The organism is Streptomyces sp. NPDC002671, assembly GCF_053592475.1.
The window spans coordinates 146,268-160,901 of record NZ_JBSFVU010000017.1 but is presented as its reverse complement, the minus strand read 5'-3'; the positions used below and the strand labels follow the sequence as shown (position 1 = coordinate 160,901).

Here is a 14,634-nt window from a genome sequence, read left to right as displayed (position 1 = left end):
GACCTACTTGTCGATGTCTCCGACCACGAAGAACATCGACCCCAGGATCGCCACCATGTCCGAGACCAGCGTCCCCGGCAGCAGCTCCGTCAGGGCCTGGATGTTGTTGTACGACGCCGAGCGCAGCTTCAGCCGGTACGGCGTCTTCTCGCCCTTGCTGACCAGGTAGTAGCCGTTGATGCCGAGCGGGTTCTCGGTCCACGCGTACGTGTGCCCCTCCGGGGCCTTCAGCACCTTCGGCAGCCGCTGGTTGATCGGGCCGGGCGGCAGCTCGGCGAACCGGTCCAGGCAGGCGTCGGCCAGGTCCAGCGCGTTGTGGGTCTGCTCCAGAAGGCACTCGAAGCGGGCGAGGCAGTCGCCCTCGCCGCGGGTGACGACCTTCAGGGTGTCCTGCAGCTCGCCGTAGGCCAGGTACGGCTCGTCGCGGCGCAGGTCGAAGTCGACGCCCGAGGCGCGCGCGACGGGCCCGCTCACACCGTAGGCGTGCACGACCTGCGGGGTGAGCGCCCCCACGCCCCGCGTGCGCCCCCGGAAGATCTCGTTGCCGAGCACCAGGTCGTCGAAGACGTCCATGCGCGAGCGCACGTCGGCCACGGCGGCACGCGCGCGTGCCGTCCATCCGGCCGGCAGGTCCTCCTTCAGGCCGCCGACGCGGTTGAACATGTAGTGCATGCGCCCGCCGGAGACCTCCTCCATGACGTGCTGGAGCTCCTCACGCTCCCGGAAGGCGTAGAAGATCGGGGTGATACCGCCGAGCTCCAGCGGGTACGAGCCGAGGAACATCAGGTGGTTCAGCACCCGGTTCAGCTCGGCGAGCAGCGTGCGCATCCACACCGCGCGCTCGGGGACCTCCATGCCGAGCATCCGCTCCACGGCGAGGACCACACCCAGCTCGTTCGAGAACGCCGACAGCCAGTCGTGGCGGTTGGCGAGCATGATGATCTGCCGGTAGTCGCGCGCCTCGAAGAGCTTCTCCGCGCCCCGGTGCATGTAGCCGATCACCGGCTCCGCGTGCTGGATGCGCTCCCCGTCCAGGACCAGCCGGAGCCGCAGCACGCCGTGCGTGGACGGGTGCTGAGGGCCGATGTTGAGCACCATGTCGGTGCTCTCGGCGGCACCGCCGATCCCGATCGTGGTCTCGGTCGTAGGAGTCATGGACCCAGTCTCCCCTACGTACGCTGACCCCATGGAGACGGGGAGCCCGCAGGACGCGGGTGCGGAGGCGGGGGCAGCGTCGGGTCCCGAGCCGGTGTGGCGGGGGCTGCCGCCCGGCCTGCTGCGGATGCGCCGGCTGCTGCTGGTGGTGTGGACGGCGCCGGTCGCGCTCGGCACAGGGCTGCTGGGCGGCCTGCTCGGGGGCCCGGCATGGGCGGCCCTCGCGCTGCTGCCCCTGGCCCTCGCCGCCTGGTCCTGGCGGCTGCTGGCCCGCAACTGGCGCTCCTGGCGGTACGCCGAGCGCGCCGACGATCTGCTGATCAGCCGCGGTGTCCTGTGGCGCGAGCAGACCGTGGTGCCGTACGGGCGGATGCAGCTGGTGGAGGTCACCTCGGGGCCCGTGCAGCGGCGCTTCGGGCTGGCCGGCGTGCAGCTGCACACCGCCGCCGCGGCGACCGACGCGGCCATCCCGGGCCTGGACCCGGCCGAGGCCGAGCGGCTGCGCGACCGGCTCACCGAGCTGGGCGAGGCCCGTTCGGCGGGCCTGTGACGGCCCCCGAGCCGGACGGCGGCATACCGGAGCGCCCGCCCGGCACCGAAGCCACGGAGGCCACCGAGCGGCGGCTGCACCCCGTCACACCCTTCAGGCGGGCCTGGGCGCCGGTCACGGTGCTCCTCGGCTGGGCGGTCCACGACCCGAGCGGGACGCAGGAGAACCTGGCGCGACTGACCACCACGATGCTCCTCACGGGGCTCGCGGTGCTGGTGCCGGTGGCCGGCCTCTACGGCTTCCTGTCCTGGTGGTTCACGCACTTCGCGGTGACCGACACCGAACTGCGCATCCGTACCGGCCTGCTGTTCCGGCGCACCGCGCACATCCGGCTGGAGCGCGTCCAGGCCGTGGACGTCTCCCGGCCGCTCCTCGCGCGCGTGGCGGGCGTCGCCAAGCTGCGCATCGACGTCGTAGGGGCGGACGACAAGGACGAACTCGCCTTTCTGGGCGAGCGGGAGGCGCGCGCCCTGCGCGCGGAGCTGCTCGCGCGCGCGGCGGGTTTCACGCCCGAGACCGCGCGCGAGGCCGGCGAGGCTCCGGCGCACGAGCTGCTGCGCGTGCCCCCGCGCGAGCTGGCGCTCTCCCTCGTACTGACCGGCGCCACCTGGGGAGCGCTGTGCGCCGCCCTCGTCGTACCGCCCGTGCTGTGGCTCCTCACGCACAACGCGTGGACGGTCCTCGCCGCCGCGCTGCCGCTGTTCGGCGGGGCGGGCGCGGGCAGCGCGGGGCGGTTCGTCGCCGAGTACGACTGGACGGTCGGTCAGTCCCCGGACGGGCTGCGCATCGACCACGGGCTGCTCGACCGCACGCACGAGACGGTGCCGCCGGGGCGGGTGCAGACCGTGCGGTTCGTGGAGCCGCTGCTGTGGCGGCGGCTCGGCTGGGTACGGGTGGAGCTGGACGTGGCCGGGTCCAAGAACTCCGTGCTGGTACCGGTCGCCCCGCGCGCGGTGGCCGAGTCGGTCGTCGCGCGCGTGCTGCCCGGCGTGACCGTGCCGCACGAACTGTCCCGGCCGCCGCGGCGGGCCGGGTGGTGCGCGCCACTGTGGTGGCGCGGACACGGGCTCGCGGTCACCGACTCGGTGTTCGCCGCCCGGCACGGCCTGCTGCGCCGCCGCCTCTCCCTGGTCCCGCACGCCAAGGTGCAGAGCGTACGGCTCACCCAGGGCCCCTGGGAACGCTGCTGGGGGCTCGCCGACGTCCACGTGGACACCGGTGCCGACAAGACCGTCACGGCCCGCCTGCGCGACGCCGAACAGGCCGCACGCCTGCTGCACGCCCAGGCGGACCGCTCCCGCACCGGCCGCCACGACGCCCGTCCCGACCGCTGGATGACGTGAGCCCGGCTCACCCCCTTGCGGGGCGGCCGGGCTCGGTGTCGTCCGGTGTTCGGGCTCAGGAAGCCGCGCTGCGCAGCCCCTGGACGTCGATCTGCTCGGTCTCGTCGTGGGCGGTCAGGTCGATGACCTGGCCGACGCGGTCCGCGCGGTCGTCGGCGGGCTTGAACTCGGCCTCGGTCTCGGCCTTGTGCAGCGCGAGCGCCTCCTGGCCGACGACGTCGGCGAGGTCCTCGTTCTGCACGGAGTCCAGCGCGGCGGACGCGTTCTGCTTCTGAGTGCCGAAGAAATCGAACCCGCCCTGGACCACCGGGCGCCGCGCGGGCGCCGCCGGTACGACGGCCACGGCGGTCGGCACCGTGAAGTGCCCGGCGGGCTGCCGGCCCGCGGGCGCCTCGGACTGGGCCGGTGCCGTCGGGGCGGCGGCCTCGCCCGCGTGCGGGTCGGCCGCCTCGGACTGCCCCTGCGCCTCGTCCTCCCGGGCGGGCTGGGAACTCGCGTCGCCGCGCGGCACACCGGAAGTGTCCGTCACGCGGTCAGTGACGCCCTCTCCTTTGGCGGCGGGCCCGGCGCTGTCGGACGCCTCCGGCCCGGCCCCGGCGCCGCTGTCGCGGTCGAACCGGGCCAGCGCCGACAGGGCCTTCCGGTACAGCCGGGCGCCCTCGGACGAGAACACGGCGGGCGCCTTCACGTCGGCCTCGGGCTCGGCCGGCTCAGGTTCGGCAGGCTCCGGCCTGACCGGCTCCAGCTCGGCCCGCTCCGGTTCGGCGCTGCGCGCGGGCGGCAGCGCGGGGACGGTCGAGGTCGCGGTCGAGGGCTCCGCCGCCTCGATCTCCAGCAGCCGGCGTCCCTCCAGGGCGCTCGCGCGCTCGGTCTCCGCGGTGGCGTACCGGCGCAGCAGAGCCGCGTGCTCGTTGCGCAGGCCCGCCAGCTCGGCCCGCTTGGCGCGCAGCCGCTGCTCCAGCTTGCCGCGCAGTTCGCGCGACTCCTCCAGGTCGGTCTCCAGTTCGGCGACCCGTTCCTCGTAGCGCCACTCGTCGCTGGCACGTGCGCGCGTGAGGTCGGCGACCTGCTTGCCCGCGTGCGAGTCCCAGCGGCGCATCACGAACGCGCCGACGGCTGCCGTCGCCGCCGCGGCGGCGGCCAGCGCGCGCAACACCGTGGTCTCGGAGAACACCCAGGGACCCAGCGCACAGGCAACGGAGACACCGGCGATCGCCGACGGCGGCAACAGCCGGTGCAGAGGCGGGGAATGGCGGTGGCGTCCACGTGGCATGGCCAGAAACTTACCGGGTGTAGGCGAATCGCGGACCCCCGCCCCGTAAAAACACAGCCACACCTCGGGCTTCAAAGGGCATCAGGGGCCCGGCGCTCAGCGATCGGTCAGCCGCCCGCTCAGCCACTGGAGCGTCGCCGGGATCTCCCGCCGCCAGGTGTTGAAGTTGTGCCCGCCGCTGTTCAGGATGATCGACGAGATCCGGGTCAGGTTCGTGGCCTGCACCTGCTGGACGAACTTCAGGGTGTCCTTGTAGTTGTGCTCGCCGATCTTGCTGCTGGTGACGAGCAGCGAGGTGTCGGGCGCCGGCTCGTGACCGAGCGTCCACCACAGGTTCGAACGATTCTGCAGGGCCTTGTCGCCGTGGAAGAGGTCACCGGTCGTGGGGTCGATCGGCGCCTTGTAGTACGGCGACAGGCCCGCGCCGGCCGCGTACACGTTCGGGTGGTGCATGGCGAGCTTCAGCGCGCAGTAGCCGCCGGTGGAGTCGCCGAGGACGCCCCAGCTGGCCGGGCGCTTGCCCACCCGGTAGTGGCCGCCGACCGCCTCGGGCAGATCCTTGGCGAAGAACGACTCCGTCTTCGGCCCGCCCGGAATGTCCACGCACTCGGTGTCGCGCGGCGGCGCCACCGTCGGGCGCATCATCACCAGGATCATCGGCTGCATCCGCCCGTCCTTGGCCAGGTTCTGTGCCGTATGCGGGTACTGCAGCTTGCTCACGAGCGCCTGCGCCGTTCCGGGGTAGCCGGTCAGCACGACGGTCGCCGGGAACGTACGCGTGCGGTACTGCGGCTGGAAGTACTCCGGCGGGAGGTAGACGTAGGCCGGTGTGGCGATGTGGGTCGTACGGCCCACGATGTCGACCTTCTGGATCTGTCCGGACATCTCCGGCCGCGCCCCCTTCGACCCCGGCACCTGGGCGGTGGAGACCACCTGGAGCGGGCCGCCGGTGCTGCCGTTGGCCGAGTGGTCGACGACGACACCCTGGTCGGTCTCGTTGCCGAGCAGGTCCGCCCAGCTGGCGTAGAAGCCGAAGGACTGGTTCACGGCGATGCCCAGGGAGGCGCAGAGCGCCAGCTGGGTGGCGAACAGCAGCCCGACGCGGCCACTGACGGTCCGCCAGTTCTGCCGGGCCAGCCGCGGCCAGAGCCACACGGTGCCGATGAACAGCACCACCGCGAACAGAACCGTCAGGACCAGCAGTTTGTTGCTCGTGAGACCCATGGGCTGCTTCCTGTCTGCGCTTTCCTGACTGCGCGTCCGCCCGCGCCCCCCGCAACTTCGTTGCGAGGCCTTGCCCGGGGCTTTCCTTGGCCTTTGACCCGACTTTCCGAAGGGGAGTGAACCTCTTCCTCCGAGACACCGTCCTAGAGGGCGCAATGTCGCCGGATGCCCCAATCGGCACCGGGTTCAAGGTCTCTCGCAGAACTACGGGATGCGATGTCTGTCAGGATAGATGGGGAAATGTCGGGCGGGGTTCCGGGCCGATCAAGCCGGGCGCGGCGCATAATGCGCGGCCCGCGCCCCGAGGCCGTCCCCGCTCTGATCGGCAGGGCGTGCGCCCTCGTGGGTGTCCTGGACATTGCGTCGGGCGTCTTCCCGCGCTTCCGGCACAGCCATATGCACGCCATCGCCGAGGTGCTGCCCGGCTCCTTCGGGCCCTTCGCGGCGGCGCTCTCGCTCAGCGCCGGCGTGCTGTTGCTGCTGCTCGCGCACGGGCTCAGGCGGCGCAAGCGCCGGGCATGGCGCGCCGCGGTCGCGCTCCTGCCGGCGGGCGCGGTGGGCCAGTTCGTGTACCGGCACTCGCTCATCGGCGTGCTCATCTCGGTGGCGCTGCTCGCACCGCTGCTGCGCCACCGCGACGAGTTCGCGGCGCTCCCCGACCCGCGCAGCCGGTGGCGCGCGCTCGCCAACTTCATCCTCATGAGCGCCGGTTCCCTCGCCCTCGGGCTGGTCGTCGTCAGCGCCCACCCGAACACCGAACTCGGCGACCCGAGCCTGGCCGACCGGCTGACGCACGTGGTGTACGGCCTGTTCGGCTTCGAAGGCCCGGTGGACTACGCCGGCAACACCTCCTGGACGGTCGCCTTCTCCCTCGGCGCGCTCGGCTGGCTCACCGCGGTCACCACCGTCTACCTGGCCTTCCGCCCCGAACACCCGGCCGCCCGGCTCACCGAGGAGGACGAGAGCAAGCTGCGTGAGCTGCTCACCAAGCACGGCGGCCGTGACTCCCTCGGCCACTTCGCGCTGCGCCGCGACAAGGCGGTCGTCTTCTCACCCAGCGGCAAGGCCGCCGTCACCTACCGCGTCGTCTCAGGCGTGATGCTCGCCAGCGGCGACCCGATCGGCGACGTCGAGGCCTGGCCGGGCGCCATCGAGCGCTTCATGGACGAGGCCAAGGCGCACTCCTGGACCCCCGCGGTCATGGGCTGCTCGGAGACCGGCGGCGAGGTGTGGACCCGCGAAACCGGTCTCGACGCCCTCGAACTGGGCGACGAGGCGGTGGTGGATGTCGCGGATTTCTCGCTCGCCGGACGCGCGATGCGCAACGTGCGCCAAATGGTCAAGCGCATCGAGCGGGCCGGCTACGAAACCCGGGTACGGCGCATCCGTGACCTCGGCGAGGCCGAACTGGACCGGATCCGGCGGGCGGCGGAGGACTGGCGCGGCACCGACACCGAGCGCGGCTTCTCCATGGCCCTCGGCCGCATCGGCGACCCCACCGACGGCGACTGCCTGATCGCCACCGCCCACAAGCAGGACGAGGAGCCCGGCGAGTACGGCGACCTGAAGGCGATCCTGCACTTCGTGCCCTGGGGCACCGACGGCGCCTCCCTGGACCTGATGCGCCGCGACCGCTCCGCCGACCCCGGCATGAACGAACTGCTGATCGTCGCCGCCCTCCAGGCCGCGCCGAAGTTCCGCATCACCCGGGTCTCGCTCAACTTCGCGATGTTCCGCTCGGCCCTCGCGCGCGGAGAGAAGATCGGCGCCGGTCCGGTGCTGCGCGCCTGGCGCGGGCTGCTGGTGTTCCTCTCGCGCTGGTTCCAGATCGAGTCGCTGTACAAGTTCAACGCCAAGTTCCAGCCGCGCTGGGAGCCGCGCTTCGTGGTCTACCGCGCCTCCGCCGACCTGCCGCGCATCGGCTTCGCCGCCATGCAGGCCGAAGGCTTCGTCGACCTCGCCCTCCCGCTCCCGCGCTTCCTGCGCCGCCGCCGGGCAGCCGCCCAGCGCCCCTGCGCGCACGCGGTGGCGGAGCGGGACGTCCGGGCCGCTTGAGCCGCGCGGCATGCACCCGAACTGGCCCTGGGGGTCCCCCCTGCTCGAGCGAAGCCGAGAGCTTGGGGGAGGAAGTGCCATCCCCTCCAGCACCGGGGCTTCCGCCCGGGCCGCGGCGCGTTCACGCCACCTTCCTGGGCCTACGCTGAACGTATGAACAACCTCAGCGGGCGCGGGCATGTGGCGGGCCTTCCGGCGTGGGACCGGTGCGCGGTCATGGGAGTCGTCAACGTGACCCCCGACTCCTTCTCCGACGGTGGCCGCTGGTTCGACACGAGCACCGCCGTCAAGCACGGGCTCGACCTGGTCGCCCAGGGCGCGGACTTGGTGGACGTCGGCGGCGAGTCCACCCGCCCCGGCGCGACCCGCGTCGACGAGGCCGAGGAGCTGCGGCGCGTCATCCCCGTCATCCGCGGCCTCGCCGCCGAAGGCGTCGTCGTCTCCGTGGACACCATGCGCGCCTCGGTGGCCGAGCAGTCCCTCGCGGCCGGCGCCGCCCTCGTCAACGACGTCAGCGGCGGCCTCGCCGACCCCACGATGATCCCGGTGGTCGCCGACGCCGACGCCCCCTTCGTGGTGATGCACTGGCGCGGCTTCCTGGACGGCGGCAACGTCAAGGGCGTCTACGAGGACGTCATCACCGAGGTCGCGAACGAGCTGCACGCGCGCGTGGAGGCCGTTCTGGAGGGCGGCATCGCCCCCGAGCGCATCGTGGTCGACCCCGGTCTCGGCTTCTCCAAGGAGGCCGAGCACGATCTCACCCTCCTCGCTCACCTCGACCGCCTGCACGCCCTCGGCCACCCTCTGCTGGTCGCCGCCTCCCGCAAGCGTTTCCTCGGCCGCGTCCTCGCCGGCCCCGAGGGCGCGCCCCCGCCGGCCCGGGAGCGCGACGCCGCCACGGCCGCCGTCTCCGCGCTCGCAGCGCACGCCGGCGCGTGGGCGGTGCGCGTGCACGAGGTACGCGCCACCGCGGACGCCGTGCGGGTCGCGCGCGCCGTGGAGGAGGCTCGGGAAGCGGTACGAGACGGAGCGCTGGACGGGGCGCATACGACCGGTGGTGCACCGGAAGGAGCCCGGTGAGCGCCCCCCACACCGACGTCGAACAGGTGGAGGCCGCCAACACCGCCTTCTACGAGGCGATGGAACGCGGCGACTTCGAAGAGCTGTCCTCGCTCTGGCTCACCCCCGCCGACCTGGGCGTCGACGAGGAGTACCACGACCCGGCGGACACCGGCGTGATCTCCTGCGTGCACCCTGGCTGGCCGGTGCTCACCGGCCGCGGCGAGGTCCTCAGGTCGTACGCGCTGATCATGGCGAACACCGACTACATCCAGTTCTTCCTCACCGACGTCCATGTCTCCGTCACCGGCGACACCGCCCTCGTGACCTGCACCGAGAACATCCTCAGCGGCGGCCCGGCCCCTGAGGACGGCACGGAACTCGGCCCCCTGGTCGGCCAGCTCGTCGTCGCCACGAACGTGTTCCGGCGCACCTCCTCCGGCTGGAAGCTCTGGTCGCACCACGCCTCGCCCGTCCTCGCGGAGAGCGAGTCCGACGAGGACGGCCCAAACGGTGACCAGAACGGCACGAATGGGGCGAATCCGGACGACGGGCCGCTCAGCTGAGCGGGTAAACAGGACTCGCAGGGGCCAAGAAGTGGTTGGAATCACGAACCCGGGGGTAGGTGCGGCTTCCAGCCCCTGACTCGGCCCGGTTCCCCAGGGGAAACGGGCGATGAACCCTTCCTGGACCCTTCCCGGGGCCACGGCCCTGTGGCCCGGCCGTGTCAGTGCCCGCAGGTAGATTCGTCTGTGGCCGGTGTGCCGCCCGCACGTGGTACCGCCCGGCCGTTCCCGACGATTGCAGGAGTGATTCGCGTGGATCGTGTCGCGCTGCGCGGCCTGAAGGCCCGCGGGCACCACGGAGTGTTCCCCAAGGAGCGCGAGGAGGGCCAGACCTTCATCGTGGACCTCGTCCTTGGCCTGGACACCCGGCCGGCGGCGGCCGACGACGACCTGGCGAAGACCGTGCACTACGGCATCGTGGCCGAGGAGGTCGTGGCCGTGGTCGAGGGCGAGCCGGTGAACCTCATCGAGACGCTCGCCGAGCGCATCGCACAGACCTGCCTGAAGCACGAAGGGGTCCAGGAGGTCGAGGTCTGCGTCCACAAGCCGGACGCCCCCATCACCGTCCCCTTCGACGACGTGACCGTCACCATCACCCGGAGCCGAGTATGACCCGACCTTTCGCCCAGGGTCACAGCGACCCGACCGTACAGCCGGTGCCCGCCTCGGTCGTCGAGCAGGTCGACGCCGCGGACACGACCCTCCAGAACCCGAAATGGGCCGTGATCTCCCTCGGCTCGAACCTCGGCAACCGCCTGGAGACCCTCCAGGGAGCCGTCGACGCCCTGGAGGACACCCCTGGCGTCCGCGTGAAGGCCGTCTCCCCGGTGTACGAGACCGAGCCGTGGGGCGTGGAGCCCGGCAGCCAGCCGTCGTACTTCAACGCGGTCGTCGTCCTTCGGACCACGCTGCCCCCGGCCTCCCTGCTGGAGCGTGCGCACGCCGTCGAGGAGGCGTTCAACCGCGTCCGCGACGAGCGCTGGGGCCCGCGCACCCTGGACGTCGACATCGTCTCCTACGCCGACGTCACCTCCGACGACCCGCACCTCACCCTCCCCCATCCGCGCGCCCACGAACGCGCCTTCGTGCTCGCCCCCTGGCACGACGTGGACCCGCAGGCCCAGCTGCCCGGCCTCGGCACGGTGGCCGAACTGCTCTCCGCCGTCACCCGCGAGGGCGTCGAACCCCGCAGGGACCTGGAACTCCGACTGCCCGAGTAGTCGTTAAGGTCTAGACGGGTCGAGACGACCACAGTCCGGGAGCGGTCCGGGCACAGTCCGGGAGAGCGGTCCGGGGGAGCTGAAGGGACACCGTGAGAGAGCTGCGCATCAGGGTGCTGGCCGGCGTGTTCGTCGTGGCCGGAGTCCTGTCCTGGGCGGGCGCCCGCCTCTGGAACTCGATCGGGACACTGCCCAGCGTCCCCTTGGCCGCCCCCATCGTCCTGGCCCTGATCGCCATGGTCCTGCTGTCGACGGCGCTCTCGCTGCGCGCCCGTTTCAAGGCCCAGCGCGAGCGCCGCCCCGGCGCAAAGGGCGTCGACCCCCTGATGGCCGCCCGTGCGGTCGTCTTCGGCCAGGCCAGCGCCCTGGTCGCCGCCCTCGTCGCCGGCATGTACGGCGGCACCGGCGTCTTCCTGCTGGAGCTCCTGGACATCCCCGCCCGCCGCGACCAGGCCATCTACGCCGGCTTCTCGGTCCTGGCCGGCATCGGCGTGATAGTGGCGGCCCTGTTCCTGGAGCGGGTCTGCAAGCTCCCCGAGGACGACGACCAGAACCACGCGGGCGCGGAGCCGGTGGCCTGACCACCGGCTTCGTCCGGCAGACTCAGCGCGCCATGATGAGGCTCATCGCCTCGTTCCGCGTCGCCGCGTCCCGCAGCTGGCCGCGCACCGCCGACGTTATGGTCTTCGCGCCGGGCTTGCGGATACCGCGCATGGACATGCACATGTGCTCGCACTCGACGACCACGATCACGCCCCGCGGCTCCAGGATCTCCATCAGGGAGTCCGCGATCTGCGTGGTGAGACGTTCCTGAACCTGGGGACGGCGCGCGTAGACGTCCACGAGGCGGGCCAGCTTGGACAGGCCGGTGATCTTCCCCGTGACGGACGGGATGTAGCCGACGTGGGCGACACCGCGGAACGGCACCAGGTGGTGCTCACAGGTGCTGTAGACCTCGATGTCCTTCACCAGCACCATCTCGTCGTGCCCGAGGTCGAACGTCGTCGTCAGGACGTCCTCGGGCTGCTGCCACAGGCCCGCGAAGATCTCCTTGTACGCCCGCGCCACCCGGCCCGGCGTCTCCCGCAGGCCCTCGCGGTCCGGGTCCTCGCCGACCGCGATCAGCAGCTCACGTACGGCGTTCTCGGCGCGCTTCTCGTCGAACTCGCCGATCGGTCCCTCGCCGTCCAGCGTCACGGGGTCGGTCATCTGGTTCCTCGTTCCTGTGCTGTACGCACGTGCGGCCACGGCGTCTCATCTGCGGACATGCGAAATGCCGCGCCCCCCAGGCTAAAACCTGGGGGGCGCGGCATTCATTCCGGGCCGTTGGCCGAAACCGTCAGCTCTCGGTGCGGTCCTCCGGGGCGTCCGTCACCGGGGCGGACTCCACGGCCGTGGACTTGACCGTGCTGATCGCCGCCGTCGCGCCGTTCGAACCGTTCGAACCGTTCGTCAGTGCCAGCTCCTTCGGGGAGAGCACCGGCGGGCGGGTGGACGGGGTGCGGCGGGAGGAGCCGGTCCAGGCGGGCCGCGGCGGGCGCTTGACGATGGGGGCGAAGATCTCGGCGATCTCCTCCTTGCCCAGCGTCTCCTTCTCCAGCAGCTGGAGAACGAGGTTGTCGAGCACGTCGCGGTTCTCGACCAGGATCTCCCAGGCCTCGTTGTGCGCGTTCTCGATGAGCTTCTTGACCTCTTCGTCGACCAGCGCGGCGACCTCTTCCGAGTAGTCGCGCTGGTGCGCCATCTCACGGCCGAGGAAGGGCTCGCTGTTGTCGCCGCCGAACTTGATCGCGCCGAGCCGCTCCGTCATGCCGTACTGCGTGACCATCGCGCGGGCCAGGTTGGTGGCCTTCTCGATGTCGTTGGCGGCACCCGTGGTCGGGTCGTGGAAGACCAGTTCCTCGGCCGCGCGGCCGCCCAGCATGTAGCCGAGCTGGTCGAGCATCTCGTTGCGGGTGGTCGAGTACTTGTCCTCGTCCGGGAGCACCATCGTGTAGCCCAGGGCCCGGCCGCGGGACAGGATCGTGATCTTGTGGACCGGGTCGGAGTTCGGCGAGGCCGCCGCGACCAGGGCGTGGCCGCCCTCGTGGTACGCGGTGATCTTCTTCTCCTTGTCCGACATGATCCGGGTCCGCTTCTGCGGGCCCGCGACCACGCGGTCGATCGCCTCGTCCAGCGCCTTGTTGTCGATCAGCTTCTGGTCGCTGCGGGCCGTCAGCAGGGCGGCCTCGTTGAGCACGTTGGCCAGGTCGGCACCGGTCATGCCCGGGGTGCGCCGGGCCACGGCGGCCAGGTCGACGTCTGTCTGGACCGGCTTGCCCTTCTGGTGGACCTTGAGGATCTCCAGGCGGCCCTGCAGGTCCGGCGGGTCGACCGCGATCTGCCGGTCGAAGCGGCCGGGGCGCAGCAGCGCCGGGTCGAGGATGTCCGGGCGGTTGGTGGCGGCGATCAGGATCACACCGCCCTTGACGTCGAAGCCGTCCATCTCGACGAGCAGCTGGTTCAGAGTCTGCTCGCGCTCGTCGTGACCACCGCCGAGGCCGGCGCCACGGTGACGGCCGACGGCGTCGATCTCGTCCACGAAGACGATCGCCGGGGCGTTCGCCTTGGCCTGCTCGAACAGGTCACGGACACGGGAGGCACCGACACCGACGAACATCTCGACGAAGTCCGAGCCGGAGATCGAGTAGAAGGGGACCCCCGCCTCGCCCGCCACGGCGCGCGCGAGGAGCGTCTTGCCGGTACCGGGGCGGCCGTAGAGCAGCACGCCCTTGGGGATCTTGGCGCCGACGGCCTGGAACTTGGCCGGCTCCTGCAGGAACTCCTTGATCTCCTGGAGCTCCTCGACGGCCTCGTCGCAGCCCGCGACGTCCGAGAAGGTCGTCTTCGGGGTGTCCTTGGTGATGAGCTTCGCCTTGGACTTGCCGAAGTTCATGACCCGGGAGCCGCCGCCCTGCATCTGATTCATCAGGAACAGGAAGACGACCACGATCAGGACGAAGGGCAGCAGCGAGAGCAGGACGCCGACGAACGGGTTCTGCTTGGACGGCGAGACGGTGTAGCCGTCCGGGATCTGCTTGTCCTGGAACTTGGTCTGCAGCGTGTTGGCGATGGTCACGCCCTGGTCGCCGATGTAGCTCGCCTGGATCTTCGAGCTGCCCTCGACCTTCTGGCCGCTCTTGAGTGTGACCTTGACGGTCTGCTCGTCACCGGTGGTGAGTTTGGCCGACTCGACCTTGTTGTCGTTGATCGCCGCCACGACCTGGCCGGTGTCCACCGTCTTGTAGCCGCCGGACGAGCCGACGACTTGCATCAACACGACCACGGCAAGGACGGCCAGCACGATCCACATGACCGGCCCACGGAAGTATCGCTTCACGTCCATCCATACGGAGCGGTGCCGCCCCGTCCCTCCTGCCATAGTGAGTTTGATAAGACAGTTCTTCTGACGGTACCCCAGCATTGTTGCCCGAAGCCGCACGGAGCGGTTTCGACGGCTGGCAATCCCGTCTCTGCATGCTCCAACGGCGCGAAACCCGCTGGGGTTCCCGATCGTCTTACAAGGGCTGGCCCGATTGGCTCACACCGGAACCCGGCCCGGGCTCAGCCGCCGTAGACGTGAGGCGCGAGCGTACCGACGAACGGCAGGTTGCGGTACTTCTCGGCGAAGTCGAGGCCGTAGCCGACGACGAACTCGTTGGGGATGTCGAAGCCGACCCACTCGACATCGATGGCGACCTTGGCGGCGTCCGGCTTGCGCAGCAGCGTGCACACCTTCAGGGAGGCGGGCTCGCGCGAGCCGAGGTTGTTGATCAGCCAGGACAGGGTCAGGCCGGAGTCGATGATGTCCTCGACGATCAGGACGTGCTTGCCCTTGATGTCGGTGTCGAGGTCCTTGAGGATCCGCACGACGCCCGAGGACTGGGTGCCCGCGCCGTAGGAGGACACGGCCATCCAGTCCATGGTGACGGGGGTGGACAGCGCTCGGGCGAGGTCCGCCATGACCATCACGGCGCCCTTCAGCACACCGACGATGAGCAGGTTCTTGCCCGCGTACTCCGCGTCGATCTTCGCAGCCAGCTCGGCCAGCTTCGCGTCGATCTCTTCCTTGGTGATGAGCACCTGCTGGAGGTCGGCACCCATGTCTTTCGCGTCCACCCGCATCACTTTCGGTCGTCCCGCACTTACG

14 protein-coding genes are annotated in these 14,634 nt (G+C 71.0%); 8 read left to right on the top strand and 6 right to left on the bottom strand.

The window, feature by feature from the left end:
• Positions 1–3: 3 nt before the first annotated feature.
• Positions 4–1,155, bottom strand: coding sequence for an NADH-quinone oxidoreductase subunit D (locus ACWD35_RS25970; protein WP_451353692.1), 1,152 nt, complete (start codon positions 1,153–1,155; stop codon positions 4–6).
• A 31-nt stretch (positions 1,156–1,186) separates the two neighbouring features.
• Here ACWD35_RS25970 and ACWD35_RS25965 point away from each other — a divergent pair, with 31 nt between their 5' ends.
• Both ACWD35_RS25965 and ACWD35_RS25960 read left to right on the top strand, forming a co-directional pair.
• Positions 1,187–1,705 carry a PH domain-containing protein gene (locus ACWD35_RS25965; protein ID WP_451353691.1) on the top strand — a complete coding sequence of 173 codons (519 nt, stop codon included), beginning with the start codon at positions 1,187–1,189 and terminating at the stop codon, positions 1,703–1,705.
• Positions 1,702–3,048 carry a PH domain-containing protein gene (locus ACWD35_RS25960; protein WP_451353690.1) on the top strand — a complete coding sequence of 449 codons (1,347 nt, stop codon included), beginning with the start codon at positions 1,702–1,704 and terminating at the stop codon, positions 3,046–3,048. The genes ACWD35_RS25965 and ACWD35_RS25960 overlap by 4 nt, the downstream gene beginning before the upstream one ends.
• Positions 3,049–3,103: 55 nt before the next feature.
• On the opposite strand, the gene ACWD35_RS25955 is transcribed toward ACWD35_RS25960, so the two are convergent.
• Together ACWD35_RS25955 and ACWD35_RS25950 are read right to left on the bottom strand one after the other, a co-directional pair.
• Positions 3,104–4,321, bottom strand: coding sequence for a hypothetical protein (locus ACWD35_RS25955; protein ID WP_451353689.1), 1,218 nt, complete (start codon positions 4,319–4,321; stop codon positions 3,104–3,106).
• Positions 4,322–4,417: 96 nt separating this feature from the next.
• On the bottom strand, positions 4,418–5,545 hold the full coding sequence (locus tag ACWD35_RS25950; protein ID WP_451353688.1) for an alpha/beta hydrolase: 1,128 nt from the start codon (positions 5,543–5,545) through the stop codon (positions 4,418–4,420).
• A gap of 240 nt (positions 5,546–5,785) precedes the next feature.
• On the opposite strand from ACWD35_RS25950, the gene ACWD35_RS25945 reads away from it, so the two are divergent.
• The 6 genes from ACWD35_RS25945 (at position 5,786) to ACWD35_RS25920 (ending at position 11,026) form a co-directional block, all read left to right on the top strand.
• Complete coding sequence (locus ACWD35_RS25945; protein WP_451353687.1) at positions 5,786–7,600, top strand: phosphatidylglycerol lysyltransferase domain-containing protein; 1,815 nt, start codon at positions 5,786–5,788, stop codon at positions 7,598–7,600.
• Between the two features lie 153 nt (positions 7,601–7,753).
• Positions 7,754–8,680, top strand: coding sequence for a dihydropteroate synthase (gene folP / locus ACWD35_RS25940; RefSeq protein WP_451353686.1), 927 nt, complete (start codon positions 7,754–7,756; stop codon positions 8,678–8,680).
• Complete coding sequence (locus tag ACWD35_RS25935) at positions 8,677–9,225, top strand: nuclear transport factor 2 family protein (protein ID WP_451353685.1); 549 nt, start codon at positions 8,677–8,679, stop codon at positions 9,223–9,225. The genes folP and ACWD35_RS25935 overlap by 4 nt, the downstream gene beginning before the upstream one ends.
• 252 nt (positions 9,226–9,477) lie before the next feature.
• Complete coding sequence (folB, locus tag ACWD35_RS25930; RefSeq protein WP_356299925.1) at positions 9,478–9,837, top strand: dihydroneopterin aldolase; 360 nt, start codon at positions 9,478–9,480, stop codon at positions 9,835–9,837.
• The gene (gene folK, locus ACWD35_RS25925; RefSeq protein ID WP_451353684.1) at positions 9,834–10,445 is read left to right on the top strand and encodes a 2-amino-4-hydroxy-6-hydroxymethyldihydropteridine diphosphokinase; all 612 of its coding nucleotides are present in this window, start codon (positions 9,834–9,836) and stop codon (positions 10,443–10,445) included. Before folB ends, folK begins: the two co-directional genes overlap by 4 nt.
• Before the next feature lie 92 nt (positions 10,446–10,537).
• Positions 10,538–11,026, top strand: coding sequence for a DUF3180 domain-containing protein (locus ACWD35_RS25920; protein ID WP_451353683.1), 489 nt, complete (start codon positions 10,538–10,540; stop codon positions 11,024–11,026).
• A 22-nt stretch (positions 11,027–11,048) separates the two neighbouring features.
• Here the strand turns inward: ACWD35_RS25920 and folE are convergent, their stop codons facing one another.
• From folE to hpt, 3 genes are all read right to left on the bottom strand, one after another.
• Positions 11,049–11,654, bottom strand: coding sequence for a GTP cyclohydrolase I FolE (gene folE, locus ACWD35_RS25915; protein WP_451353682.1), 606 nt, complete (start codon positions 11,652–11,654; stop codon positions 11,049–11,051).
• Positions 11,655–11,784: 130 nt separating this feature from the next.
• Positions 11,785–13,830, bottom strand: coding sequence for an ATP-dependent zinc metalloprotease FtsH (gene ftsH, locus ACWD35_RS25910; protein ID WP_451353681.1), 2,046 nt, complete (start codon positions 13,828–13,830; stop codon positions 11,785–11,787).
• Positions 13,831–14,048: 218 nt separating this feature from the next.
• Positions 14,049–14,609, bottom strand: coding sequence for a hypoxanthine phosphoribosyltransferase (gene hpt / locus ACWD35_RS25905; RefSeq protein ID WP_451353680.1), 561 nt, complete (start codon positions 14,607–14,609; stop codon positions 14,049–14,051).
• Between the last annotated feature and the right edge of the window lie 25 nt (positions 14,610–14,634).

Excerpts from the sequence above, each read along its gene's own strand:
- ACWD35_RS25970 (WP_451353692.1), bottom strand. The coding sequence starts at position 1,155 with ATGACTCCTACGACCGAGACCACGATCGGGATCGGCGGTGCCGCCGAG.
- ACWD35_RS25965 (WP_451353691.1), top strand. The coding sequence starts at position 1,187 with ATGGAGACGGGGAGCCCGCAGGACGCGGGTGCGGAGGCGGGGGCAGCG.
- ACWD35_RS25955 (WP_451353689.1), bottom strand. The coding sequence starts at position 4,321 with ATGCCACGTGGACGCCACCGCCATTCCCCGCCTCTGCACCGGCTGTTG.
- ACWD35_RS25950 (WP_451353688.1), bottom strand. The coding sequence starts at position 5,545 with ATGGGTCTCACGAGCAACAAACTGCTGGTCCTGACGGTTCTGTTCGCG.
- ACWD35_RS25945 (WP_451353687.1), top strand. The coding sequence starts at position 5,786 with ATGTCGGGCGGGGTTCCGGGCCGATCAAGCCGGGCGCGGCGCATAATG.
- folP (WP_451353686.1), top strand. The coding sequence starts at position 7,754 with ATGAACAACCTCAGCGGGCGCGGGCATGTGGCGGGCCTTCCGGCGTGG.
- folK (WP_451353684.1), top strand. The coding sequence starts at position 9,834 with ATGACCCGACCTTTCGCCCAGGGTCACAGCGACCCGACCGTACAGCCG.
- folE (WP_451353682.1), bottom strand. The coding sequence starts at position 11,654 with ATGACCGACCCCGTGACGCTGGACGGCGAGGGACCGATCGGCGAGTTC.
- ftsH (WP_451353681.1), bottom strand. The coding sequence starts at position 13,830 with ATGGACGTGAAGCGATACTTCCGTGGGCCGGTCATGTGGATCGTGCTG.
- hpt (WP_451353680.1), bottom strand. The coding sequence starts at position 14,609 with ATGCGGGTGGACGCGAAAGACATGGGTGCCGACCTCCAGCAGGTGCTC.